Raw genomic sequence first — 25,699 nt, forward strand, 5'->3', positions numbered from 1 at the left:
AACCGGAATAGTGAGGAAAGAAAATATGAAAAATTACATGATGCTCTCGAGCTTCTGTTCGAGAAAATCGAGGCCTTTCTTGATATCTTCGAGGTTCTTGCCTCCCGTGAGGATGATCTTGCCGGACGAGAAAAGGAGCGCGACGATCTTGGGATCCTTGATCCTGTACACGAGGCCGGGGAACTGCTCGGGTTCGTACTCGATGTTCTCGAGGTTCAGCGTGATGACGACCTTGTTGAGGTTGATATACTTCCCGATATCATAGGAGCAGACGATGTTGGTTATCGCCACTTTCGGCTCTTTGAACGTATCGACACCTGCCGACTTGAGCGACTTGATAATGATAGCAAGGCCGTCAGTCAGGGCTTTCTTGTCGCGGATACCGGTCAGCACAACCTTTCCCGAGGAAAAAATGAGCGATGCAATCTTCGGGTTCTCGATCCGGTATACCGCACCCGGGAACCTCTTGGTATTGAGCTCGCAGCTCTTGATCTTGCCGGACACTTCAGCGAGGTCAATAGAATCGGCAATCACTCCGGAAGCCACGATATTCTCAATCTTTAATGAAGCATACTTCTTGTCTGCCATCCACTATACTATGCAGTGCACCCAATCATAATACTAATGCACAACCTTTATGATATCCGGGACATCCTGTGCTGACGACGATTTTTTGTCCCGGGTTTTTATGGCATGTCCTGCGCCAATCTCCTGTATCATGCGATTGTCTGTCGGCAGAGAGTATGCAGGAGACCGGTTCAGATCACCATATTGAAAAATGAACAGGAGATACACTGTTCCTGATTTCATGAAAAAAAGCGGGCACGATACGGACAGTTACGCCAGGATGTGCGAAAAATTCTCCATCGATATTCCGGAATACTACAACTTCGGGTTTGACGTCATCGATGCATGGGCAAAAAAGGATCGCAACCGGCTTGCCATGATCTGGGTTGATCAGGGCGGGGCTGAGAAGAAATTCAGTTTCCTCGACCTCGCGAACCTGTCGAACAAGGCAGCCAATATCCTCCTGAAGTACAACATCAACAAGGGCGACCGCGTGCTGCTCATGCTTCCCCGGATACCCGAGTGGTGGATCTTTGCCATTGCGCTCATCAAGCTTGGCGCGGTTTTTGCGCCATGCCCGACCATGCTGACCGCCCGGGACATCCGGTACCGGATCAACCGGGGCAGGTTCAGGATGATCATCACCGATGTTGAGAATGCGCCCAAGGTTGAGGAGATCTGCAATGAATGTCCCACGCTCACGAGCCGGTTCCTTGCAGACGGTGAACTGAAGGGGTGGGCAAGTTTCCCGTACGAGCTCCTCTATCCGGCTCCGGTCTCTCACCGCTCGGTGAGCATCCCCGGCAGCCGCAGGACAAAGAGCACCGACCCGATGCTCATCTACTTCACCTCCGGCACCACGGGAGAACCGAAGATGGTGCTCCACAACCACGGTTACCCCCTGGGACATACCGTTACCGCACGGCTCTGGCAGGACGTGAAGCACAACGATCTCCATTTCACGGTCTCCGATACTGGCTGGGCCAAGTGCGCGTGGGGAAAGATCTTCGGCCAGTGGATCGAGGGTGCGTGTATCTTTGTCTACCATTTTACCGGCAAATTCCAGGCAACAGAGGTCCTTCCCCTGCTGGAGAAATACCAGGTCACCACTTTCTGCTGTCCGCCGACCATTTACCGGATGCTGATCCTTGCGGATCTCGGGAAGTTCGACCTCTCCTCCCTGCGCCACTGCACGAGCGCCGGGGAACCGCTCAACCCCGAGGTCATCCGGGTCTGGAAAGAGGGGACCGGCCTCACGATCTGTGAAGGATACGGCCAGACCGAAACCGCCTGCTGCGTTGCCGCATTTCCCTCGGTCGAGCCGCGGCCGGGATCGATGGGCAAGCCCTCGCCCGGCTGGACGATAGAGATCCATGATGATGATGGCAAACCGGTCGGGAACGATGAGGAGGGCAGGCTTGCCATCAGCTGCAACCCGCGTCCCCCGGGACTTTTTGTCGAATATCTCGACAACCCGGAGGAGAACAAGAAGTCCTTTGTCAACGGCTGGTATTATACGGGCGACAAGGTCAGCAGGGACGACGACGGGTATTTCTGGTTTGTCGGGAGGAGCGATGACGTGATCAAGAGCTCCGGGTACCGCATCGGACCGTTCGAGGTTGAGAGCGCCCTGCTCGAGCATCCTGCGGTACAGGAGGCAGCGGTTGTGGGATCGCCCGACCGGATCCGGGGAATGATCGTCAAGGCATTCGTTGTTCTCAAGAAAGGTAACGAACCGTCGGAGTCCCTGATCCGGGACATCAAGAACTATGTCAAAAGGACAACAGCGCCGTACAAGTACCCGCGTGAGATCGAGTTCATCCCCGAGCTCCCCAAGACCATCTCAGGCAAGATCAAACGCAACGAGCTTCGCGCAAAAGAGCTGAGAAAATATACCGGCACGGAGTAATGGCGGGTAATCCCGTCCAGCTTTTTTAATCTGATGCACGGCTACATCCGGTTTCGCCATCATTTTTCTGGTGCACAAACCGATCGCAACACGTATTAAATGCACCACTAAATGGATCTGTATGGTGCGATTTTCTGTTACCATGGATGAAGGACTCACCGGCACGATCGATAAATCGTGTGCGAAAAAGAAGATGTCGAGGTCAGACTGGATCACCGAGGCCTGCACCGCACATCTCACCAAAGGGAGCGGGGCCAGTTCGGTTGGGATGACAACCCTGCCATCGGCCGGCCCGTTCATGTCCCGTGACGATCATAACATCCCGGATTATGACGAGATGTACAGGAATTTCCGCATCGATGTCCCGGAGTATTTCAACTTCGGTTTTGATATCATCGATGCATGGGCGAAAAAGGACCGGAACAAGCTGGCCATGATCTGGGTGAACCAGCAAGGCGCCGAGAAGAAGTTCACGTTCTGGGATCTCATGATCCTCTCCAACCAGATCGTGAACATCATGATCAAGTACGGGATCAACAAGGACGACAAGGTCCTGATCATGCTGCCCCGGGTCCCGGAATGGTGGACCTTCACGCTTGCCCTGATCAAGCGCGGCGCAATCTACTGCCCGGCCCCGACCATGCTCACCCCCAAGGACCTGAAATACCGCATCAATGTTGCAAATATCAAGATGGTCATCACGATGCAGGAGCAGGCGGACAAGATTGACGAGATCGCAAAGGAATGCCCCTCGCTCACCTGCAGGCTGCTCATCGACGGGAAACGATCCGGCTGGATCAGTTACCCGGTCGAGCTCGAGTATCCTGCGCCGGTCTCATCGAAGATCGTGACGCTCCCGGGAACAAAGAAGACGAAGAGTACAGACCCGATGCTCATCTTCTTCACGTCCGGCACGACCGGGGAACCGAAGATGGTGGTTCACGACCACAGTTACCCGCTTGGCCATATCGTGACCGGCCGGTTCTGGCACGACCTGCGCCCGGGCGACCTGCATTTCACGATCTCGGATACCGGCTGGGCAAAGAGCGCGTGGGGGAAGTTCTACGGCCAGTGGATCGAGGGCAGTGCAATCTTCGTGTACGATATCCGGGGCCGGTTCAATGCAACCGAGATCCTCCCGCTCATCGAGAAGTACGGCATCACAACCTTCTGTGTCCCGCCGACGATGTACCGCATGCTGATCCTCGCGGATCTTGACAAGTTTGATTTCTCGGAACTGCGCCACTGCGTCAGTGCGGGCGAACCGCTCAATCCCGAAGTGATCAAGGCGTGGAAGGACGCCACCGGCCTCACCATCTACGAGGGATACGGCCAGACCGAGACCGTCCTGTGTATCGGGACATTCCCGGGAATGAAACCGAAATACGGGTCCATGGGAAAACCTGCACCGGGCTGGCATATCGAGCTTCAGGATGACGACGGCAAGCCGGTCGGGTTGCACGAAGAAGGAAGGATAGCTATCAAAACCAAACCCCGGCCGGTGGGTCTTTTCAAGGAATACATGAACAACGAAGAGGAGAATAAGAAATCGTTTGTCGGTGACTGGTACTATACCGGTGACAAGGCGTACCGGGATGAAGACGGCTATCTCTGGTTCATAGGCCGCGACGACGATGTTATCAAGGCATCCGGGTACCGCATCGGACCCTTCGAGGTTGAGAGCGCCCTGCTTGAGCATCCTGCTGTCCAGGAGTCTGCTGTTGTTGGTTCACCGGACGATATTCGCGGCCTCATTGTCAAGGCATTCATTATCCTCAAGCCCGGTTTCAAGGCATCGGATGCCCTGACACGGGAGATCCAGGATCATGTCAAGAAGGTCACGGCGCCTTACAAGTATCCCCGTGCCATTGAGTATGTCGAATCGCTGCCAAAGACGATCTCGGGCAAGATCCGGAGAAAGGAACTCCGCGAGAACGAGATGAAAAAGGCAGGCGGGGAGAACGCGTCAGCAAAGAAAAAATAAACCGGATCCTCAAAAACGACCGGGAATAGGATATGGTCCTCCCCCCTTACCTTTATTAAATCCGACAGGTAATCTATAGTGGCGCGAGGGTAGCCAAGCCAGGTCAACGGCGATAGGTTCAGGGCCTATTCGTGCAGACGTTCATGGGTTCGAATCCCACCCCTCGCATCTTTTTGTGTTTGCACACGGCTGGACCTCTTTTTTCCATCATGTTCAGGGAGTCGACATCCCATCCTGACACCAAGATACTAGCCTCACGGATTTTTAACTCGGTTACCCGTAAGGGTATCAGTCCACTTTCCGTATCAGAACCTTCTGTCCTTGCCTCACAACGATCTGGAGCCGGATCCCTTTCATTTCAAAGAATTCCGGATAGGTCGCATTCACCATCTCGCCGGCAACGTACCGTGCATCCGGGTCCAGCAGCCATTCACTGAACGGTGTGGCGTTCGCGAGGAAACGCTGCGACACATAATTCTTATCCATATGGAGGAGCAGGCCGAACCAGTATCCCTTGAGTTCCCCGGTTGTGATCGACAGGTTCTGGTACGGGATGTTGTTGTTCCGGAGGTATGTCTCAGCCTTCTGGGCAAATATGGCATCCTCGGGGGTCACCACCGGTTTCTCCTGCACAGGAAATGTCAATGCAGTATAAAGGGAAAAAATCCCGATGAGACCGATGATACCGTACAGTGCAATACTGCGGTGCTTTTCCCCGACACCCCGCCGGACTGCATACAGAACCGGGAGGCTCGCGACAACGGGAAGCAGCAGGACGAGCAGGTACAGGGTTTTCTTCGCATAATATGCCGCGATAATCCCATACTGGCTGAGCAGGAAGAATCCCAGGCATTCAGCGATGACGATACCGCAATAAACGGATATTGCGTTTTTCGTGAAGCCCCTGATGCATTTCAGGGATAGTATCGTGCCGCAGACGATCAGCCCGATAAAAATGAGATTGAATCTCAACAGATCAGGCTCAAGAGCCACACCTTCGTACTGGAGAATGTGGGTCCCAATACTCATCCGCTCGAACGTGAACAGTACGAAAAAGACTGCAGTAAAAAGGGCTGCCGCAAGGTTGAACCGGTCAAAAACTTGTCGTATTTTTTCAGGATTGAGAATTGTAAAGAAGATCAGTGCACAGACCGGTATAACAATGAAAAGCGTGTAGGTGAATATGATCCCTGCGGTCGCTATAATGAATACATATAACCATAACCGTTCCCCCGCCTCGACATGCATAAGGGCAAGGAGGGTGAGGAGGACCAGGAGTTCTCCAAACATCATCGAATAATAAAAATCACCGCAGTACTGGCCGATGTAGTATGACGGGACGGAAAAGACCATGAACGCGCTGACCATGGCAGCCGCATCTGCCATTGCTGAACGCGTTTCATACCAGTCAAGGAACTTCCTGGCAAGAAGGTACACCATGACCGCAAGGATTGCTGCTATGAATGCAGCAAGGACGCCGGTCATGGTCATGAGGGAGAGGCCGGTCATCTTTGCAGATACCGCGGTAAACAACGAGGGCCCGAACGGGTACTGGACCATCTCGCCGAGACCTGATGTGAGAAGGGGCAGTTGTTCGTGGGTGGAAAGAAAATCGATAAGGATGTAATGGTTTGGATAATCCGCGCTCCAGCTTATCGGCAGGAGCGAAGGAGACTTATTGAGCGAGATCCCCAGCGAGAGCAGGAAGACGAGGATCGCCCACGCGGTTGTACGGTAACCCCGCTGGATGATGATCTTTGAACGGGCAGCCCGGCCCAGAAGCGCCAGTTCCGCAATCAGCAGGATGGACAGAGAGAAAACCGAGAGTCTCAGGGATACTGCGTTGAGCAGGTATGCATTGACGCAGAACAGGGAATATGCAACACAGAACAGGACAATGGAAAATTCCATCAGGCTCGTGAAGATACCAGAATTCGATGCCCCGCCGCGGGAATCATCATCCGCCTCGTTTATCCTGCCGTAAACCTCCGCAGCTGGCGAAAGCGAGGGTCCCGCTCTCTTTCTCTTCCCCATATCTTTTACAACGAGTCCGGACGATATATCGTTTTTTGGTTTTCACTCCCGCATTTCATAAAAATGAAGATTCCGGAATATCGTCAGAAAATACCAGGGGTTCGAATGATAGGCTCCCGATCCCGGAGAAAACGGATTTCAAATAACTACCATCGTTGATAGTATTTTATAAAAAGAAAATACATGCGGGTTCTTCATCGATCTGCGACAGGACATCAGTCCTGAAGCAGGAGAAGAACATCCTCAGACTTTCTTCGATGTGTCGCCTTTCATGATCAATTTTACAATGAGGAATATCACCAGCGCGACAATGAGGAAATCGATAACCGCACCAACAAAGTCCCCTACCATGAATTTTACCGGACCTACCTCGAGGACGGCACTTTTCCAGTCTCCTCCGGGTGTAAGGACGGCAATGACCGGCATGATGATATCATTGACCATGGCGGTGACCATCTTCCCTGCTGCTGCACCGATAATAACTGCAATCGCAAGACCGATTACCTGGTAGTTCTTGAGAAATGTCATGAACTCTTCGACGAATCCCTGTGGTGTTGCCATATACTCTTGCCTCCGGAGATTTTCCATGTCTCCTGATTAGCAATTATATAAGTTGTTTATAAAAACATTGCTGTATTCCGGGCATACCTGGGAATACGTTTCTGTCGATCCGGTTCCTGATTTGGAACCGCGATAATATCTTTCCTGCGTTCCTGCCTTTGTACTGGATGAGAACGAAAAACCAAAAATGATTATACCAGGGGTTCGGGCTGCTGGTCGGCGAGGGCCGGGAGTTTCGTGGATTTGACGAGGACTGGTTCGGTCGAGAGGCGTATCTTCTCCATGATCAGGTTCTTGCCGGTCATGGTCAGCGCGAAGATCGGGATAGCCGTCCCGGCCTGGACCAGGGCATTTTTATTGACGGCCTTGCGGATCGTCCGGGATGCACAGGATGTCACAAGATCCGATGATGCAACGAGCATCTCTGCCTCTGCTTTTGAGAGCCCCGTGACATGGACACCGAAGATCAGGGTCTTCGGGTGCACCCTTCGGATCACCTCGGCAGTCTGCGGACGGGCAACGGTGACTGCGATCTTCCGGAATCCCCGTGTGAGGGCGAGCGCAACACCTGCCAGCTGGTCGATAGAGGCCCTGTCCCGGTCGAGCACGAATCCCCCGTTCTTCTCGATCCGGTCCATGACAGCCGGGTACGGGGTTGTCGATACCAGCCCGGACATCCTGCCGCCAATGCCCTGCACCATTGCGGGTTTTGTCGCAACAACCGTTCCCGCACCGTCGCATACCAGCACGACTGCGTCCAGGAGTCCCTTCTGGAGGCCGAAACTGAGCAGTTCGGAGGCCCCGAATCCGACAAACTCGCGCGTGTCCATCACTTCCCGGCCGGGCGTGCACATGCCGAATGCCTTGATCCGGTGCTCGATATTGGCCTTGATCGATTCTTTCTGAATATCCGGGATCGGGAACGCAAACCGCCGGGCAAGCGGGCAGTCCCGTATCACCGGTTCACCTACTTCAACAACCTGGCCGTTCCTGATAACGACCCGGCATTTCCCAATCGCTTCAATAACGTGCTCATCTTTTGTGAGTGTCACGGTCTCACCCTGTACCTGAATATCCGGGTTGCTGGTTCATAAGCATGATCGCCCCTCACCGGCAGGGCCCAACGGCAGGCATATCTGGGTCCGGCAATCACCTTGTACCATGGATTCGGCTGCGCGGTTCCCTGAGATTGATGCAACCCGCGGGATCGCCATCCTGATGATGATCGTTTTCCATACGGTCTTCGATCTCAGTTTCTTTGCTATCGCACCGGTCAATGTGGCAACCGGTTTCTGGCGCTGGTTTGCGATGGCAACCGCCTCGCTGTTCCTCCTCGTAGTCGGTATCTCCCTTGTTGTCAGCCATGCCCGTTTTTCCCGGACACATGACAGGAATGAAGTAACCGGAAAATTCCTGGTTCGCGGGGCCGGCATCTTTACCCTCGGCCTGCTCGTTACTCTTGCGACCTTGCTGTACCTGCGCGAGGGTTTCATCATATTCGGTATCCTGCACCTGATCGGTGTGTCGGTGATGCTCTCGGTACTGTTCTTCAGGTTCGGGAAATACAACATCGTTCTCGGGCTGCCTGTTCTTGCCTGCGGGTTCCTGATCCGGGCTGTCACCGGACCCGTCTGGCTCCTCCCGTTCGGGGTCATGCCGGCATCGTTCTCATCCGTTGATTATACACCGATCTTCCCGTGGTTTGGTATGGTGCTTATCGGCATGGGCATCGGGGAAATCCTGTACTCCGGTGGAATCCGCCGGTTCACACCTCCACAGATTCCGGACTTGGTGATTCGGCCTCCTGCATTCCTTGGCCGGTATTCCCTGATCATCTACCTCGTCCACCAGCCGGTTATCATCCTGCTCCTGGGTGCGGTGACCGGGACAAAGGTATTCTGAAACAGTGATCGTTGCCGGGCGACATCCGGTTTTTCCTGAAAACGGATGAGAATCTGATGGCACATTCGGCATCATGGATTTTCCGGCTCCGGTTTTTCCCGAAAACAGGTTGTATTCTGTGGCCATCAGCGTTCCGGATTTTCCGGCACCGGTTTTGCCCCAGCCCGACCCCCCCTCAGCCTGTTTCTGCGTTCTATGACGTAAAAATAGAAGTTTTCCACGCGAAGGACAGGGGGGTCGGGCAGGGGCAATCTGTTTTTCATTGCCCGGATGATCAGAAAAATTCCGGTCAGAGGCCCGGAATGGAATAGGTATCAGCCGTAATATCCCTGCAATTCATCCACGTTTCGGATGTACGGCAGATCCGGAACCGGATATTTGTCCCTGCCCGACCCCCCCATAAGGATCTCTGCCCGTCCTGCACCCGGATGGAACAGACAATCTTTCTATCCTGCCTCCGGGTGCAAGGATATCCGGTTCTGAAAAGGATTAGGTCGCCGCAACAGTGCCGATGCTGTTCCCTGACCGGGAAAAAAACCTATTTACCTCCGTATACTGATGTTAATTGTTCAGCCAGAACCGGAAATACCATGTCCCTGCTCCACTCACTGACCATCCTTCTCCTTGTCATCGGACTCGTCTGTTCTGCCGGGTGTTCGGAATTATCCGGTGCAGGGAACCGGATACCCGGTGAATCCGCGTCCGGACCAACAGGCCGGCAGACTATCGCACAGCCGGAGGACACTGCACGGATGATCCGGATGGAAACTGACCTCTATACAACCGGCGATATTGTAGAATTTGTCATCACCAATGAAAAATCCGGGGACCTCTCCTGCAGGCACGATCCGCCGATGTTCTCAGTCCGGTACCAGAAGGATACCGGCCAGTGGGTGACCCGGATGGGGGATGAGAACCCGCCACCCGGCAACACCACGACTATCGGGCCCGGCAAATCCACCGAACCATACCGTTTCATCACAACCGGATGGGCCCCCGGGCGATACCGTATCGTCACCGACTGCGACGTGTCCCGGGATATTTTGATCCGTGCGGTCCCCGGAACAACACCCTCCGGATCTTCCTGCCCGCCCGGCACAAACACATCCCCGTTTATCCGGGTGGCAGCGGTCAGCGACCAGCGGGCAGGGGAACCATTTGCCATCACCGGGACAACGAACCTTCCCGCCGGTGAGGAACTCCGGTATTCCATCTTTGCCCTCCTCCCGCTGACAGGCAACGTTACCTCGGCAAAACTTGTCTCGTCCACGACGACCGTTGCTTCAGGTACCTGCGGGGTTAATACCTGGTCCGTGAACGGCATCATCAATGTTCCCGGTGAATATTTCATCGGGATCTCCAACAGCGGCAACACGATCTCGGCAGTCAAGCGTTTCACCGTTCTTGAAAAAACAGCACCGGCCGAATCGGTAACGCTTCCCGAACGGACCGGAGCACCCGGGATAATGACCGGTTGCTCCCCTGCGGATCCCCAACTCCGTCATCCCGTCGTAATGCCTGGATAAAAACATCCGATCTCAACAACGGCTCCGACAATAAAACGTATTATGGATTCTCTCAAACATAAGAGCGGAAACACATGAAGGAAGCACTCCTCGTCATCGATGTCCAGAATGAATATTTTACCGGCAAACTTCCCGTTTCGTACCCTGACGGGAGCCTTGACAACATCCTCCGGGCAATGGACTGGGCACACGACGGACGCGTACCGGTGGTCGTGATCCAGCATACCAATGCGGCACCGGAAGCAGTCACGTTCCGCAAAGGGACGCACGGGTGGGAACTCCATGACGAGGTAAAGCGCCGGCACGCGGATCTCGTGTGCGAAAAAACCCTGCCGGGCAGTTTTACCGGCACCATCCTTGAGAGCTGGCTCAAGGAACGATCGATATCAACGGTCACCATCGCCGGCTACATGACCCAGATGTGCTGCGACACCACGGCACGGCAGGCATTCCACCGGAACTATGCCGTGAACTTTCTCTCCGATGCAACCGGCACCCTGCTCATCTCCAACAAGGCCGGCACGATCGGTGCTGCCGATCTCCACCTGGCAACCCTTGTCACCCAGCAGCAGAGGTTTGCCCGCGTCCTGACCACGGCCGAGTGGATCATGGAGTTCTGAACGGCTGAAACGGATTATCGGGCCCGCATCACCATGAAAAAAACCTGAATGCGATATACGAATACCAGCGATCGAACCTGAATTGTCATGCTCTGGGTCTTTCTTGCCATAATTGGCGCTATCGCGAATGCTGGGTATTTCATTATCATCAAGAACAACATCGCGACACGCAATCCCTGGATCCTGAATGCGATTGGTCTTTTCCTGGCAGGTATCCTTCTCCTCTGCATAACGGCACTCAATGGATTCCCTGCAATCGGCCCGGATTATGCGGGTGCCGTCATCATCTCCGGCATCCTCAACATCATCGGCCTTTCCCTCATCTTCCGCGCAATGGAATCGTCCGACCTCTCCCTGTCCATGCCCATGCTCTCGTTCACGCCCGTCTTCCTGATCGGCACATCGTACCTGCTCCTGAACGAAGTTCCTTCGATGGCGGGGATCCTTGGCATCTGCATTATCGTGAGCGGTTCGTATGTTCTCAACATCTCTGCAGAGCACGAATATATCCTTGATCCGGTACGTTCGATGGTGCAGAACCGGGGCAGCTGGTTCATGCTCATCGTCGCCCTCCTGTTCGCGGCATCGATCAACTACGACAAGATCGCGATGCTCAATTCAGACCCGGTCTTCGGGATGGCATTCACCCTCCTTATCATCAGCGGTGCGTTCTCCCTGTCCTTGGTTATCCCCCGGCAATGGGGGGGAGACCGCTCTTTTCTCCCTCCGGGATGGAACCCGGTTGCTCCTGTTACCCCCCCGGTTCCGGAAGCTCCCTTCCGCTCGTATCTGGTCCCCGCGGTTCTTATCGGGATCGCGGCTGTTGCAGAATCCATCTCGATCAATATGGCCTATACGCTGCAGATCGCACCGTATGTCATTGCTCTCAAACGTCTCAGTATCATCTTCATGGTCCTGTACGGGACCATCATCTGCGCCGAACATGAGATCCGGACGCGTATCCTGGGTTCGGTGCTGATGGTCGGCGGGGCCGTGATCATCCTCATCTTCGCCTGAACCGGGAAAAGCGGGAATCGTCTATCCGGTAAACAGCGGCACGTCCCTGAACGCCACGCCGTCAAACAACCCGCGGTCGGTGATGCGGAGCGTGGGGATGACCGTGAGGGCGAGGAACGAGAGGTACATGAACGGGTCAGGAATTCCGCCCATCAGGCCGGTTGTCCGGTTCAGGTCCGCGAGACGTGCAACCACCTGGGGATACGGAAGGGCCGACATCAGGCCGGCACAGTCGAGCGGGAGGATCGTCCGGGTATTTCCCCTGACCGCGACCATTGCGCCCCGGGCTTTTATGACTTCGTCGATGGCCCAGAGGATCTCTGGATCGCTTGTCCCGACAGCCACGATATTATGGGTGTCGTGGGAGATACTGGACGCGATCGCCCCGCCGGAAAAACCGAACCCGCGGACCAGCCCGACACCACAGGAGCCCGGCCGGTACCGGTTCACGACAACCACTTTCAGGAGGTCCCGCTTCAGATCCGGGACTGCCTGCCCATCGATGTCGTACTCGAGCGCTTCCGTGATGATCTGGCTGGGGACGAGGCCAATCACCCGGGCTGTTCCGGACCCGGTGATCCGGATTTTGTCTGCGGACGGCGTTGAGCAGCCAAACGATTCCGGCGGAACCTCCGGTTCTGACGGTTTCGTTTCCATAACCTCCGTTCCGCGCAGGAAAACCTTCCTGACAGTGAACCTGTGAGGGTCGTCGATGACACAGAAGTCTGCGCGCCGCCCCGGCACGAGCGCCCCGCGATCGTAAAGGCCGAAGCGTTCGGCCGGGGAGAGCGTCGCCATCCGGATTGCGAGTTCGGGGGAGAGGCCGCATGCAATCGCCCGCCGGATACACCGGTCGATATGCCCGCTCTCAGCAAGCAGGTCGGCATGGCAGTCGTCGGTGGCAAAACAACACCGCGGGACCGTTGCCGGGCTGACGAGCGGTAGGAGCGCTGCAATGTTCCGCTCCGTGGATCCTTCCCGGATAAAAATATACATGCCTTTTTCCAGTTTCTCCTTTGCCTCGGCAAGCGTCGTACATTCGTGATCGCTCTGGAGCCCGGCAAGGACATAGGCATTGAGATCCTTCCCGGCAAGGAGCGGGGCGTGGCCATCGCGGACGGGCGAGAGCTTCAGTTTTTCACCAATTGCGGGATCCCCGGCAAGGACGCCCGGCACGTTCATCATCTCCGCGAGCCCGAGGATTCCGTCCCGCCCGGCAAACGGCCGGAGATCGGCAGCTTCCAGCATGGCGCCCCCCACCTCCGTCGGGGTTGCAGGGACACACGACGGGAGCATGTACAGGATATCGGCCGCTGCACCGACCCGTTCCCTGAGCATGAATTCAATCCCTGCGGCCCCGGCAACATTTGCGATCTCGTGCGGGTCAGCCACGACTGTCGTGGTTCCGTGCCGGGCAACAAGCCGGGCATATTCGCGGGGTGTCAGGAGTGAACTCTCGATATGCACATGGGCATCGATCAGGCCCGGGACGATATACATCCCGCTGAAGTCATACTCCTTCTTCCCGGTATAGTCCCCGATTCCAAGGACAATACCGTTACTGATGGCAAGCGTGCCCGTCTCCCAGGTGCAGGTAAAAGGATTGAATATCCGAGCATTCCTGCAGACACTGTCAGCGGGCGCCATGCCTCGGGCTGCATCGAGAATGTCTTTTCTGAACGTCTCCATTGTCAGGTCACCACGATATCGCGGATTGTCGCTGCCTTCCGCTCTCCGTCCTGGATAAGGTAGAAGTACAGTTTGTACTGCCCGGGACCGAGCGGTGCGGGTATGAATACCCGGTTCACTCCAGCCTTCAGGTTCAGCGGGGCATAGTATGCCCCGGTCTCTTCCTGCTGGTTGTTGCTGATCCGGTAGACGGTGACCTGAATATATCCTTCGGAAGGAGCCCCGTCATGCGTCACGGTCAGTGTCAGCCCGTTACCGGACCATGCGACATCGCCAAAGGTTGTTGAAACGCATGCAGCAGAACAGATGGCAAGGAACACCATGCCGGAGAATACCAGGAATCCGTGGCTGCCGGTGGTCATCATTCAGATGTCAGACCACGGGACGATAAAACTATGGCATCACCGGCCAGTACCGGGTAAACGCTTGGAAAAAGGTTGATCCGTTTTTGGAACGGGAGATGGTTGTCCCGTCAGCACCGGAACTTCGCTACTTCGTGGGATACTTTCTCTGCGATCTGGTTGATATTGCCAACAACATGCGTGATCTGGTCGACTGCCGCGCTCGACTCCTCGGTGGCAGCGGCTGAATCCTGGGCTTCCTTTGAACTCTTTTCGACAAGGTTCAATACCTCGCTGACGCTTGCCGCCACCTCCTCGATGGATGCAGCCTGTTCTTCGGCCGCCGCCGCCACTTCGGTGACATGCTGGCTTATCTTGTCGATCGAATCTGCAATCAGGTTGAAACTGGAGATCGTCTCCTGGAGCGCCAGGCTGCCATCCCTGACCCCCTGGTTCGATGAACGGACGGCCTCGACGGCCAGGTTGGTCTTGGTCTGGAGCGTTTCGATCATGCCGGAGATCCGCTCGGCAGATGCGCGGGACTCGACCGCAAGCGATTTTACTTCCGTTGCAACGACGGCAAACCCGCGTCCTGCTTCGCCGGCCCGTGCAGCTTCGATTGCAGCGTTGAGTGCAAGCAGGTTGGTCTGGTTTGCAAGGTCGGTGATGAGGTTGACGATCTCGCTGATCTTATCCATCTGGTCCTTGATCTCGCTAATGATCTGGTTGACTTCACCGGAGGACCGGGTGATACCCTGCATGCCCTGCTCTGTCTTCTTGGCGAGCTCCATTCCGTTCCTGCTGTATCCGGTCGTGTCCGTCACGATCTGTGCAACGGATTCGGATTTCAGCGCAACCTCCTGGATGGCCTTGGAGAGATCGTCCATTGCCTGCTGGACCTGCTGCATCCCCCGCGTCGTCTTGTCAGCATTCTGGCTGACACTCGAGGCATTGATCGCACACTGATTGGATCCTGCCGATACTTCCTGGATGCTCGCGTTTGCCTCCTCTGTATTGGCGGCGAGGTTTGTCACCTGCTGGTTGATCGATATCATCGAAGCGGAGATGTCGGTTCCGATCCGGTCCAGGGACTCACGGAATTTCTTGAAATCACCCCGGACCTTGACCTTTTCATCGAACCGTGCCGTGAAGTTGCCTTCAGCATACTCACCGGCTACCCGGATACCTTCGTTGAGAGGAATGACGACATTTTCAAAGGTCTTGTTGATACCTGCGATGATCTCCCAGTATCCTCCCTTGAACCTGCTGGCATCGCCGCGGACGGAGAGCTTTCCCTCGACTGCCGCGATCGAGAGCTTGTTCGATTCGGCGATGAGGGCACGCAGGGTGTCGGTCATGGTCTTGAGCGCCGGGACGATCTCATCCCGGGGGTCCCGTGCCTTGAGATCCCGGCTCAGGTCCCCGTCTGCGATCATCTTCATAGTCCCGATGACATATTTCTGGAGGTCGTTTGAGAACTTGTCCATCTCTTCAGCCATCTGGCCGATCTCGTCCTTCCGGTTGAGGCCGATACGCTCGCCGAGATGGCCCATGTGGATCTCGTGGATGTTTGCAGAGACCTTCCTAATGGGAGCGCTTATGCTTTCGGTCATCACAACGCCCATCGCGGCGGATGCGATGATACCCGCAATGCTCACGATCAGGATAGTCGTGTACCCCGATCCTGCAGCGCCTGCGGTACCCATACTGCTGAATCCCAGAATCGCAATAATGAGAAAAATTACTGTTAAGAGGAGATAGGATCCAAGAATCTTTCTCCCCAGTGGCATGTTGTCGATACTTTCCATTGGATCAAACCTGCTTGTTTTTTTTTTACCTGTGATTTTTCGTACCTGCTGAAATCAGGTACCATTGTTTTTCGGCGGATCAGGGATCGTATCCCATCACCTCCGCCGTTTTTTCACTTTTTCTTCTCCATGATGCTCATCGCCTGGCGGATATCAATCCAGATGATAAGCTCGCTGACCTCGTTCTCTCTGTCCTTTGACCTTTTCTTGATGATACCGACGATAGCATCATCTTCTTCGGCCCCGGCCGTTGAAGTCTTGTCGACATCCTCCTCCTCAAAGGTCGAGACCGCGAGTACGTCGTCGACGAGGATCCCGGTCTTGACCCCGGTCAGCTTCTCATCAAGGACGATGAAACGGCCGTCTTCATCTTTCCGGGAGGCATCAATGGGTATATGGAGCCGGTCCTTGAGATCCACGATCGTGGTTATCTCGCCCCGGAGATCGATGATGCCCTTGATGCAGGACGCCGTGTTGGGCAGCTGGGTAATCGGCGTGTATTCTACAACTTCGCGGACATCGAACAGGTCGATGGCGAAGTGCTCCCTGCCGAGGAGGAACTCCAGCACCTGGAATGTCTTTCCTGCCGTTTTTGCGCTGGTTGTTCCTGGTACCGGAGCCGCGGTGGCCGGGTTTTTCATGATCTGCTGACCTGCTGTTGTCATACCTGAACCCTCTCCCTCTCCGGTTCACTTGAAACTGTTGATCTCTTTCTTCACGCTGTCGACGATGACGGTCACATTGCCAATGACCTTGCTGATCTGCTCGATCGCGGCGGATGATTCTTCGCTTGCAGCCGCAGCATCTGTGGATTCCTTGGCAGTGTTCTGCATCAGACCGTTGACCTCGTTCACGCTCGCGGTGATCTCTTCGACAGAGGCAGCCTGCTCCTGCGTTGCGGATGCAACATCCCCGACATTCCGCGATATCTGTTCGATGGAATCCGCGATCCGGGTAAAGCTCGCAATCGTGTTCTGGAGGGCAGCGCTCCCTTCCCTGACGCCTGCAGTCGATGCAGATACCGCATCAACGGCACTGTTGGTCTGGGCCTGGAGTTTCTCGATCATGTCCGCGATCCGCTCTGCGGATGCACGGGACTCGACCGCGAGTGATTTCACTTCAGATGCCACGACAGCGAATCCGCGTCCTGCGTCACCCGCGCGGGCTGCTTCGATTGCCGCGTTGAGCGCCAGCAGGTTGGTCTGGTTGGCGAGGTCCGTGATCAGGCTGACGATCTCGGAGATCTTGTCCATCTGGCCCTTTATCTCGAGGATGATCTGGTTCACGTCATTCGATGACTTCGTGATACCCTGCATACCGGTCTCGGTCTTCTTGGCAAGTTCCATGCCCTCACGGCTGTAGTCCGAGGTGTCGTGGACGATCTTTGCTGTCGACTCTGCCCTGGTCGCCACGTCCTGGATGGTGCGGGACAGGTCTTCCATTGCCTTCTGGACCTGCATCACCGATTCCAGGGATTTCTCGACATTAACGCTGACCGCGGTCGCGTTCTTCGCTACCTGCCCGGCACCGGCCGAGACCTCTTCGACGTTGGCGTTGGCCTGTTCCGTGCCGTTCTGGATCTTGCCCATCTCGCCGTTGATGAATGCAAGTGCGTCATCGATCCGCTTCTGTGCCTGCCGTGCGGCTTCACGGATGTCCGTGAGATCCGTGAAGAACTCCATGGCCCCGATCGCGTTGCCGCTCCCGTCCAGGATCGGTACGCCGGAATACGCGATATCGTGTTTCTTCCCGGTCCTGGGGGAAGCTACCGTCTCGGAGGATGTCATCCTGCCGGAGATCATGCACTGGCCGGAGGCACACTTCTGCGTGCGGCATTCCGGCGTTTTAAAGTGGTCGTAGCACCTGGATCCGAGCATCTCGGCCGGGCTTGAGCCGGCCATGGCTGCCGAGGCTTTGTTGGCATAGAGGATGGTGAAGTCCTTGCTGATGATGAATGCCGGGACTGGTATGGCATCGAGATGGCCGACGACCGCGTTGATGGTGCTGTTGAGTCCCTGGATCATCGTTGCATATCCGCCCTCGAACTTCCCGGCATCTCCGCGTGCAGTCAGTTTACCCTGGACGGCTGCGGTGCTGATGGAGGTAATTTCGTCGCTGAAACGCTGGATGTTATTTACAACCCCGGTGAATGCCTCCGAGACCTCGCCGATCTCGTCACCTCCGCTCACCATCCGCTCGTTCTTGTCGATCTCCATTGCCGCACCCGAGAAGTCCCCGGCCATCACCTTCCGTCCAAGTGTGACAAGGTCCCCCATCCTTCGGGCAATGGAATTGCCAAAGCGCAGGGCAATGAACGATCCGGCGCCGATGCTGAGCACAAGGATGATAATGATCATATTCCGCAGGTTGTCGACCGGCCCGCTGAAGTCCGACGGATCAACACGGGCTACGATCAGCCAGTCGAGAGGTGCGAAATACGTATAATACGCGACCGCGTTCTTTCCCTGCCAGATATAGGTGATGCGGTCGGTGTTTTCCTTGACTTTCTCCTTGTTGGCGATGATGGTCTTGATGAAGTCCTCGTTCCCGAGATTCTGTCCCTGCGATGTGGGGTGGATGAGGAGGTCGCCCTTGCTGTTCATGACATAGAGGTACCCGCTCGCCCCCAGTTTTGCACCGAGAATTTCCTTTTTCAGCGGTCCGTAGACATTGTCTTCAGGAACACCAACAAAGAGGATACCGATGATCTCGTTGTTGGCGTTCCTTATCGGCTCGTAGGCTACGACGTATTTCTTTCCGACAACGTCAGCAGTGCCATAGTAGGTCTGCCCTTTGGTGATGACAACATCGTACACGGCGCTTGAAATCTCGGTTCCGATTGCACGCTTGCCGTCAGCACCAATGACATTTGTTGAAACGCGGATGGCTTTGCCATCGACTTTCTGGAATACCGTAGCCTTGCTGCCCATGTCATTCTCGATAGAATCCACGACCTGGAAATTATCATTGACTATATGGCTGCCATACGCAATCTTGCCCCCGGTAATGGAGGGTGTGCCATATGCGGTAAAACGGTTCCGCAGCAGGTTGAGATCGCCGTCAAGTTTGGTTTTTGACAGGTCGTAGGAGTTGGAGGTCATCGCCCTGACATCGTTCACCTGCGTGTTCAGGGTCATGTCGAGCTGGTCGTTGATTGCGTTGCTGGCCGTGAAGTATGCCACGGTCCCGATGATCAGGGTGGGGACAATGACAAGGATAAGGCAGATGATCAGGATCTTTGTCCCGATCTTCATGCGATTGAATCTGTCGGTTAATTCGCTCATTATTTTTCCTCGTTGTGGTTTTCCGAAATAGGGAGATTACCCCGCTGTGTCCAGGTTTTTACCCCTGTCCGATATCCGCCAGGAGATGGCGGATGTCGATCCAGATGATCAGCTCGTTCCTCTCCTGCTCTTTCTCCTTCAGTTTCTTCTTGATGATGCCGAGGATTGCTGCATCATCCTTTGCTCCGGAAGCCGAAGTGGAATCGATGTCTCCATGCTCGAACGTGGAAACGGCGAGCACATCATCAACAAGGATGCCGGTCTTGGCTTTCGTGAGTTTCTCGTCAAGGACAATGATCCGGCTGTTCTCGATCGGCTGGCTGGATTTTTCAACGATGTTCAGGCGTTCCTTGAGATCTATGATGGTCGTGATCTCGCCCCTGAGGTCGATAATACCCTTCATATAGGACGGGGTATTGGGAAGCTGGGTGATGGAGGTATATTCCACCACTTCCCGCACATCGAACAGATCGACTGCATAGTGCTCCTTTCCGAGGAGAAACTCGACAACCTGGAGTTTTCCGCCCGTTCGGCTTCCGGTTTTTCCGGGCACTGCCTGTTCCGCCGGTACGACCGGGGCAGGCCCGGCCGGAGTGGCTGAATCCCCTTTATCACCTGTACTTTTTGTCATGGGTATACCCTCAGCGTCTCAGCATTTGAACCGCGAGACTTCCTTTGTCACCTTGTCGACGATAGTGTTGACGTTGGCCACGACCTTGGTGATCTGGTCGATGGCTGCGCTTGACTCCTCGCTTGCTGCGGCAGCATCGGTTGCCTCCCGCGTGGTGTTCTGCATGAGGCCGCCTACTTCATTGACACTGGCCGTGACCTCCTCAACCGATGCAGCCTGCTCTTCTGCGGCTGCAGCAACGTCACTCACGTTCTGGCTGATCTTGTCGATGGATGTTACGATGTTGTTGAAGCTCGTCAGTGTCTCATGGAGTGCGGCACTCCCTTCCTTGACACCGGTATTTGCAGCCGAGACGGCGTCGACGGCACTCAGGGTCTGCTTCTGGAGGTTATCGATCATCTCCGATATCCGCTCGGCTGATGCTCGGGACTCGACCGCGAGCGACTTGACTTCAGTCGCGACAACCGCAAACCCGCGGCCGGCATCACCTGCACGGGCCGCTTCGATTGCCGCATTGAGCGCGAGCAGGTTTGTCTGGTTGGCAAGGTCAGTGATGAGATTGACGATCTCGCTGATCTTGTCCATCTGGGCCTTGATCTCGAGGATGATCTGGTTGACATCATTCGAGGACTTGGTGATGCCCTGCATGCCCTGCTCGGTCTTCCGGGCGAGTTCCATTCCCTCGCGGCTGTAGTTGGTCGTGTCCTGCACGATCTTTGCAACCAGCTCTGATTTGGTTGCAACGTCCTGGATGGTGCGGGAGAGGTCTTCCATGGCCTTCTGCACCTGTTCGACGCCCTGCGTCGCCTTCTCGGCATTCACGGAAACGCCGCTTGCGTTCTTCGCCACCTGCGCTGAACCGGCCGAGACCTCTTCGACACTTGCATTCGCTTCTTCCGCGCTTGCCGCAAGGTCGCCGACCTGCTGGTTGATGATGGTGAGTGCTTTCGAGACCTGGATTCCAACGTTGTTGAGCGCTTCCTTGAACTTAACGAAGTCGCCCTGCACGTTCAGTTTCTCGTCAACCCGTGCGGTGAAGTTGCCCTGTGCATATTCGCCGGATACCCTCATGGCCTCGTTGACCGGGGCAACCACGCCATCGAGCGTCTGGTTGATCCCTACGATGACCTCCCGGTATCCTCCCTTGAACTTGTCAGCATTGCCACGTGTCGAGAGCTGGCCGGCAACTGCGGCCTTGGAGAGCATGCCGGCTTCGGAGACAAGCGCCCGGAGCGAGTTCGTTGTGGTCATGAGAGCGGGGGTAATCTCGTCCTGAATATCTTTTGCTTTTAATTCAGTTGAGAGGTCCCCGTCTGCAATCTTTTTCATCGTGCCGATGACGTTGTTCTGGAGGTCGTCCGAGAACTGGTCCATAACTGCAGCCATCTCGCCTATCTCATCCTTGCGGGAGAGCTTCAGACGGTTGCCAAGATGCCCGTTACTCAGTTCCTTCAGGTTCTTTCCGACCTGTTCGATCGGTGCCGTGATGCTCCTTGCCATATAGAGAGCAACGCCGATCCCGATCAGGATGCCGGCGATGGACAGGATTGCCATATAGAGCGCTGCTGCTGCTGCGGCATCGCCCGATGCCTTGTTCAGTGCAGCGGCATTATCCTGGTTGAGCTTGATGATCTCCTTGTAGGCAGCAACAGCATTCGTGCGGGAGGTGATTAATGGAGATCCTGCCGCGAGCTGTGCATCGACTGTCTTCATATCGTTGGCATCTGCGGCCTTGATTGTCTTGTCGTACTCCGTGATGAACGTGGCATAATTTGTCTCGAACGAATTCAGGGCCGCTTTGTCCTTGTCGGTGAGATCCAGGTTGCTGTAACTATCTATGTTAGCCCTGATGCTCGCTTTCAGACCGTCAATGGTCGTAGTGGCAGCAGATCGTGCGGCCGGTACGTAGATATACCGGTATATCTCTGCACGCATCTGCTGGAAATCTGCACTCACAAGACCCATTTTATCGATAGCGGCAAGGTTCGTCTCGTACATCACTTTGGAACGCGATGCCGCGTCCTGGGCGCTCATGTATCCGTACGCGGCGATCATAGCCATGATAAGCAGGACTATCACAAAACCGCCGATCAGTTTCTTCCCGATTTTCATGTCATCAATGAAACTCATACACACCCTCACATCTGTCTCTCGTACCGGGGCTCAGGGCACCGGCAATCCCCTGAACAGGTGTCACACACACCGCCCGTTCTTCCCGTTCTCTTCAGCGAGCACACCCCACATCCCATATTTCATCATCATATATGCTCATTAAAGAGTCAAGGGTAACATAGACTTACGTTGGCCATCGTATATAAATGTTCGGCCAACACTCATCAAAAGCAATGTTTATTAATGTTGAGCAATAATGATGAATACTTACGTAGGAATGGATTCTCCACGAATACATTCCATCGAGTGTTCAGGACGTAGATTCATGGTGCGCGAAGAGGAAACCAAACGGATTATTGATCTGCTGGTAAAGAACCCGTCCGGTCTCACCATTGAACAGGTTTCACGGCAGCTTTCCATCAACAGGACAACTGCGGCAAAATACCTGAACTTCCTGATCGCATCCGGGCAGATCAAGAAGCGGAATCTGGGGCCGGCCAAGATCTTCACGTTCGTGCCCCGGCTCCCCATGTCCAATTTTCTGAACCTCTGGCAGGATGGTATCGTCATACTCACATACGATCTTACCATCCAGCAGATCAATAATGTCCTCATCTCTCTTTTGTCACTGAACCGTGACGAGATTATGGATAAACCGGTTGACAAGTCACCGTTTGGCAGGTATATTGACGAGGCCGCACTGGATCTCCTCATGAAAGCCCGCGACGGGCAGGAGGAGTCGTATCTCACAAAGCTGGTGATAAACAACCGTGAAGAAAAGTTCCGGCTGAAGATGATCCCGCTGACGCTCGAACAGGGCGGCAGGGGGGTTGGCCTGATCTTCGAACAGCTCCCTCACCTTCCCGAAAACGACACGGAAGCCCGGTTGCAGGAGCATGCCGGAGATGCCGGCACGATGCCGGAGATGACCGATCTCGAGCGCAGGGCAGCCGAGCACCGGAAAGTGGAGAAGGCACTGGTCGAATCAGAAGCCAAATACCGGGCACTGGTGGAGAATATCTCGGAAGTTATCTTCACACTGAATGACCGGGACCTGATAACGTACGTGAGCCCCTCAATCCGGAACCTTGCCGGGTATGCCCCATCGGACCTTATGGGCAAACGGATCCAGGAGTTCATTTATGCAGAGGACGCGGTGCCATTCGAGACCGGGCTCGATCTGGCCCGCCGGGGTGTTGCAGGGCCCTTTGAGTTCAGGCTGATAACCCAGAATTCGTCCGTTATCTGGGTCCAGGTCTCCGGCAAGTCCCTTTCCGACAAGCCCGGCAGGGGCGGTTTCCATGGAGTCATTGCCGATATTCATGAACGGAAACGGGTCGAGGATGCCCTCAGGCATGCCACCCGTCAGATAATCCTCTTAAACAGCATCACCCGCCATGATATCCTGAACGGCCTGACAAAACTGCAGGGGTCCCTTGAAATTATCAGGAACGAGCCCCAGACTGACAAACTGATCCATTTCATAGACCTGCAGGAAAAGACCATTGCGCAGATCCAGCACCAGATCAATTTCACGCGCTATTACCAGAATATCGGTGTCCGTCCTCCAAAGTGGAAGGACATCGGCGAAAGGTTCCTTGCGGCAGCAGCGACGCTCCCCCTGGGGAGCATTGCTATCACTGCCGACGTAAAAAATACCGAAGTCTTCAGCGACGATCTCATTGAACGGGTCTTTGCCAACCTGATCGAGAACACGCTGGAGCACGGTGTCAGGGCAACGAGCATCCGGTTCTATTCCCAGATGCAGGGGAAGGACCTGGTGCTCGTGTATCAGGATGACGGGGTTGGGATCCCCCGGGAAGAGAAGGAACTGGTCTTCGAGCACACACGGCAGGGCCGTATCAGCTACGGCCTGTTCTTCTCCCGCGAGGTGCTTGCGATAACCGGTCTCTCGATACGGGAGACCGGCGAGCCTGGAAAAGGAGTGCGCTTTGAAATCCTGGTACCGGACGGGTTATTCCGGAAGATGTGAGAACGTATCTGAATATACTGAACACGGGGTGTCATTATGGAGGCAGACAGCAGCTCAAATGCAAGCGGGTGCATGAAAGGGGATTCAGCAGAAGTACTGGAGTTTTCCATGGGGGCGGAGAATTACGCGCTGGACATCAATATCGTCCGCGAGATTGTCGAGATGATGCCTATCACGGTCATCCCCCGGGCACCGGTCCATATTACCGGTGTTATCAATCTCCGCGGTGAGATCGTGAATATCGTCAACCTGAACACGTTTCTGAAAATCCCGGCCAGGCCGATAACAAAGGACCAGAAGATTATTGTCCTGATGCCCGAAGCGGCCGGGGGAAACAATGTCGGCATGATTGTCGATAACGTGAGCAGCGTAACCGAGATCTCCGCATCACAGGTTGACTGCATGACTGACAGCATCGCGGGAAACGACACAAAATACATCAAGGGAATCATTACCCAGGACCAGGAGACGAAGGAGGGAGGGCGTAAAACTCTCGTTATCTGGCTGGACATCCATAAGATGTTTAAGGATATAGAGAGGAACTAGGTATCATCAGGGATGCCTTCCATGGATGATTCTGCCGACTTTGTCCTGTTAAAACGCCATGTTGAACAGCTGCTGAAGATCCAGTGCTCGAATTACAAGGAAGATTATATCAAGCGGCGGTTCCTCTCCCGCATGCGTTCGACCAATACCACGAACTATTCGGATTACCTGAAATACTTAAAAAGCCACCCTCAGGAAACAGAACCTCTGCGCAACGCCCTGACCATCAACGTCACGGAATTCTTCCGCGACAAGGAGGTCTGGGACGAGGTGAAAAATGTCATCCTGCCCTCCCTGTTTGCGCAGAAGAAACGTATCTCCATCTGGTGTGCGGGATCATCTACCGGCGAGGAACCCTATACACTTGCCATCCTGCTCCATGATGCGCTCGTCAACCACAAGGACTGGTCAGGGATCATCACGGCAACAGACATCGATGAAGTCGTCCTTGCCAAGGCCAAAGCCGGTATATTCGAGGAGAAATCCATCCAGAAACTCCCGACCGTTCAGGTCCAGCGCCATTTCACAAAACGTCCTGACGGCCTGTATGAAGTCAAGCCGCACCTCAGGGAACTGCTCCGGTTCAGGCCCCATGATCTTATGAGCGGCGTTCCCCCGGTCCGGTACGTTGATCTCATTACCTGCCGGAACGTGACTATCTACTTTACGGAAAAACAGAAGGATGACCTTACCCGCATGTTCCACTCAGCACTTGTTTCCGACGGGTATTATATCATGGGCAAGACAGAATACCTTGGCCGGCAGGTCGAAGACCTGTTCACTCCCAAGAATACGGCCCAGAAGATATTCATGAAGCGGGAGAAGCCCCTGCAGCCAAAAACACCTTAATGCTTTTCCCGATCATCCTGTTCTTGTGTATCACGTTCAAATCCTTCCGTCAGGCTCTTCTGGAGCGCATCCCGCGAGGCATGCTGCTGGACCTGCCGGTAGACGGTATAAAAATTAAGTCCGACGATGATGATAACAAGGAAAAGGCTGACCCAGAGCATGACACCCTGCGCAGACAAAAACGCTGCCCATAACAGGACGACGAAGGATATCAGGTAAAACACAATCCATGTCCTGAGGCCGGGCAATTCCATACACCGGTATTTGTCCATGTCATAATAAATCCCCGGTTGTATATCGCGTCCGGGAGGGGATTCAACAAAAAA

21 protein-coding genes and 1 tRNA gene are annotated in these 25,699 nt (G+C 54.9%); 10 read left to right on the forward strand and 12 right to left on the reverse strand.

The window, feature by feature from the left end:
• Positions 1-33 precede the first annotated feature (33 nt).
• Positions 34-588, reverse strand: a complete 555-nt coding sequence (locus tag A4E33_RS01190; RefSeq protein ID WP_292345636.1) for a TATA-box-binding protein — start codon at positions 586-588, stop codon at positions 34-36.
• A gap of 220 nt (positions 589-808) precedes the next feature.
• Between A4E33_RS01190 and A4E33_RS01195 the strand changes: the two genes are divergently transcribed.
• The 3 genes from A4E33_RS01195 (at position 809) to A4E33_RS01205 (ending at position 4,628) form a co-directional block, all read left to right on the forward strand.
• Positions 809-2,476, forward strand: a complete 1,668-nt coding sequence (locus A4E33_RS01195) for an AMP-binding protein (RefSeq protein ID WP_292345639.1) — start codon at positions 809-811, stop codon at positions 2,474-2,476.
• Positions 2,477-2,597: 121 nt separating this feature from the next.
• A complete protein-coding gene (locus A4E33_RS01200; RefSeq protein WP_292345640.1) occupies positions 2,598-4,460 on the forward strand; it encodes an AMP-binding protein in 1,863 nt (620 codons plus the stop codon).
• Between the two features lie 83 nt (positions 4,461-4,543).
• A tRNA-Leu gene (locus tag A4E33_RS01205) sits at positions 4,544-4,628 on the forward strand.
• Between the two features lie 120 nt (positions 4,629-4,748).
• On the opposite strand, the gene A4E33_RS01210 is transcribed toward A4E33_RS01205, so the two are convergent.
• The 3 genes from A4E33_RS01210 to A4E33_RS01220 all read right to left on the reverse strand — a co-directional run bounded on the left by A4E33_RS01210 (position 4,749) and on the right by A4E33_RS01220 (position 8,107).
• Positions 4,749-6,494 carry a hypothetical protein gene (locus A4E33_RS01210; RefSeq protein WP_292345642.1) on the reverse strand — a complete coding sequence of 582 codons (1,746 nt, stop codon included), beginning with the start codon at positions 6,492-6,494 and terminating at the stop codon, positions 4,749-4,751.
• Positions 6,495-6,737: 243 nt separating this feature from the next.
• Positions 6,738-7,055 (reverse strand): large conductance mechanosensitive channel protein MscL, encoded by a 318-nt coding sequence (gene mscL, locus A4E33_RS01215; protein ID WP_292345644.1) that lies wholly within the window; start codon positions 7,053-7,055, stop codon positions 6,738-6,740.
• Positions 7,056-7,246: 191 nt separating this feature from the next.
• A complete protein-coding gene (locus A4E33_RS01220) occupies positions 7,247-8,107 on the reverse strand; it encodes a methanogenesis marker 8 protein (RefSeq protein ID WP_292345646.1) in 861 nt (286 codons plus the stop codon).
• Positions 8,108-8,216: 109 nt separating this feature from the next.
• Between A4E33_RS01220 and A4E33_RS01225 the strand changes: the two genes are divergently transcribed.
• The 4 genes from A4E33_RS01225 to A4E33_RS01240 all read left to right on the forward strand — a co-directional run bounded on the left by A4E33_RS01225 (position 8,217) and on the right by A4E33_RS01240 (position 12,120).
• Positions 8,217-8,957: a heparan-alpha-glucosaminide N-acetyltransferase gene (locus A4E33_RS01225; protein WP_292345648.1), complete on the forward strand. Its 741-nt coding sequence runs from the start codon at positions 8,217-8,219 to the stop codon at positions 8,955-8,957.
• Between the two features lie 590 nt (positions 8,958-9,547).
• The gene (locus tag A4E33_RS01230; RefSeq protein ID WP_292345649.1) at positions 9,548-10,483 is read left to right on the forward strand and encodes a hypothetical protein; all 936 of its coding nucleotides are present in this window, start codon (positions 9,548-9,550) and stop codon (positions 10,481-10,483) included.
• A 74-nt stretch (positions 10,484-10,557) separates the two neighbouring features.
• Entirely contained in the window at positions 10,558-11,103 is a 546-nt protein-coding gene (locus tag A4E33_RS01235; protein ID WP_292345651.1) for a cysteine hydrolase family protein, read from the forward strand.
• 87 nt (positions 11,104-11,190) lie between these two features.
• Positions 11,191-12,120 (forward strand): DMT family transporter, encoded by a 930-nt coding sequence (locus A4E33_RS01240; protein WP_292345653.1) that lies wholly within the window; start codon positions 11,191-11,193, stop codon positions 12,118-12,120.
• A 21-nt stretch (positions 12,121-12,141) separates the two neighbouring features.
• On the opposite strand, the gene ade is transcribed toward A4E33_RS01240, so the two are convergent.
• The 7 genes from ade to A4E33_RS01275 form a co-directional block, all read right to left on the reverse strand.
• Positions 12,142-13,809: an adenine deaminase gene (ade, locus tag A4E33_RS01245; RefSeq protein ID WP_292345655.1), complete on the reverse strand. Its 1,668-nt coding sequence runs from the start codon at positions 13,807-13,809 to the stop codon at positions 12,142-12,144.
• Between the two features lie 2 nt (positions 13,810-13,811).
• Positions 13,812-14,174 (reverse strand): hypothetical protein, encoded by a 363-nt coding sequence (locus tag A4E33_RS01250; protein WP_292345657.1) that lies wholly within the window; start codon positions 14,172-14,174, stop codon positions 13,812-13,814.
• A gap of 107 nt (positions 14,175-14,281) precedes the next feature.
• On the reverse strand, positions 14,282-15,958 hold the full coding sequence (locus tag A4E33_RS01255) for a methyl-accepting chemotaxis protein (protein ID WP_292345659.1): 1,677 nt from the start codon (positions 15,956-15,958) through the stop codon (positions 14,282-14,284).
• A 113-nt stretch (positions 15,959-16,071) separates the two neighbouring features.
• Complete coding sequence (locus A4E33_RS01260) at positions 16,072-16,623, reverse strand: chemotaxis protein CheW (RefSeq protein ID WP_292345661.1); 552 nt, start codon at positions 16,621-16,623, stop codon at positions 16,072-16,074.
• A gap of 24 nt (positions 16,624-16,647) precedes the next feature.
• On the reverse strand, positions 16,648-19,242 hold the full coding sequence (locus A4E33_RS01265; protein WP_292345663.1) for a Cache 3/Cache 2 fusion domain-containing protein: 2,595 nt from the start codon (positions 19,240-19,242) through the stop codon (positions 16,648-16,650).
• Between the two features lie 58 nt (positions 19,243-19,300).
• Positions 19,301-19,873: a chemotaxis protein CheW gene (locus tag A4E33_RS01270; RefSeq protein WP_292345665.1), complete on the reverse strand. Its 573-nt coding sequence runs from the start codon at positions 19,871-19,873 to the stop codon at positions 19,301-19,303.
• Positions 19,874-19,891: 18 nt separating this feature from the next.
• Complete coding sequence (locus A4E33_RS01275) at positions 19,892-22,003, reverse strand: methyl-accepting chemotaxis protein (protein ID WP_292345667.1); 2,112 nt, start codon at positions 22,001-22,003, stop codon at positions 19,892-19,894.
• A gap of 307 nt (positions 22,004-22,310) precedes the next feature.
• On the opposite strand from A4E33_RS01275, the gene A4E33_RS01280 reads away from it, so the two are divergent.
• From A4E33_RS01280 to A4E33_RS01290, 3 genes are read left to right on the forward strand one after another with little or no spacing between them, the layout of a single operon-like run.
• Positions 22,311-23,978, forward strand: coding sequence for a PAS domain S-box protein (locus A4E33_RS01280; protein ID WP_292345669.1), 1,668 nt, complete (start codon positions 22,311-22,313; stop codon positions 23,976-23,978).
• Positions 23,979-24,014: 36 nt separating this feature from the next.
• Entirely contained in the window at positions 24,015-24,524 is a 510-nt protein-coding gene (locus tag A4E33_RS01285; RefSeq protein ID WP_292345671.1) for a chemotaxis protein CheW, read from the forward strand.
• Between the two features lie 21 nt (positions 24,525-24,545).
• A complete protein-coding gene (locus A4E33_RS01290) occupies positions 24,546-25,373 on the forward strand; it encodes a protein-glutamate O-methyltransferase CheR (protein WP_292345673.1) in 828 nt (275 codons plus the stop codon).
• Here A4E33_RS01290 and A4E33_RS01295 read toward each other — a convergent pair.
• Positions 25,370-25,627 (reverse strand): hypothetical protein, encoded by a 258-nt coding sequence (locus tag A4E33_RS01295; RefSeq protein WP_292345675.1) that lies wholly within the window; start codon positions 25,625-25,627, stop codon positions 25,370-25,372. The genes A4E33_RS01290 and A4E33_RS01295 overlap by 4 nt on opposite strands.
• Positions 25,628-25,699 lie beyond the last annotated feature (72 nt).

The sequence above is a fragment of the Methanoregula sp. PtaB.Bin085 genome (assembly GCF_002067035.1).
Classification (GTDB): domain Archaea; phylum Halobacteriota; class Methanomicrobia; order Methanomicrobiales; family Methanospirillaceae; genus Methanoregula.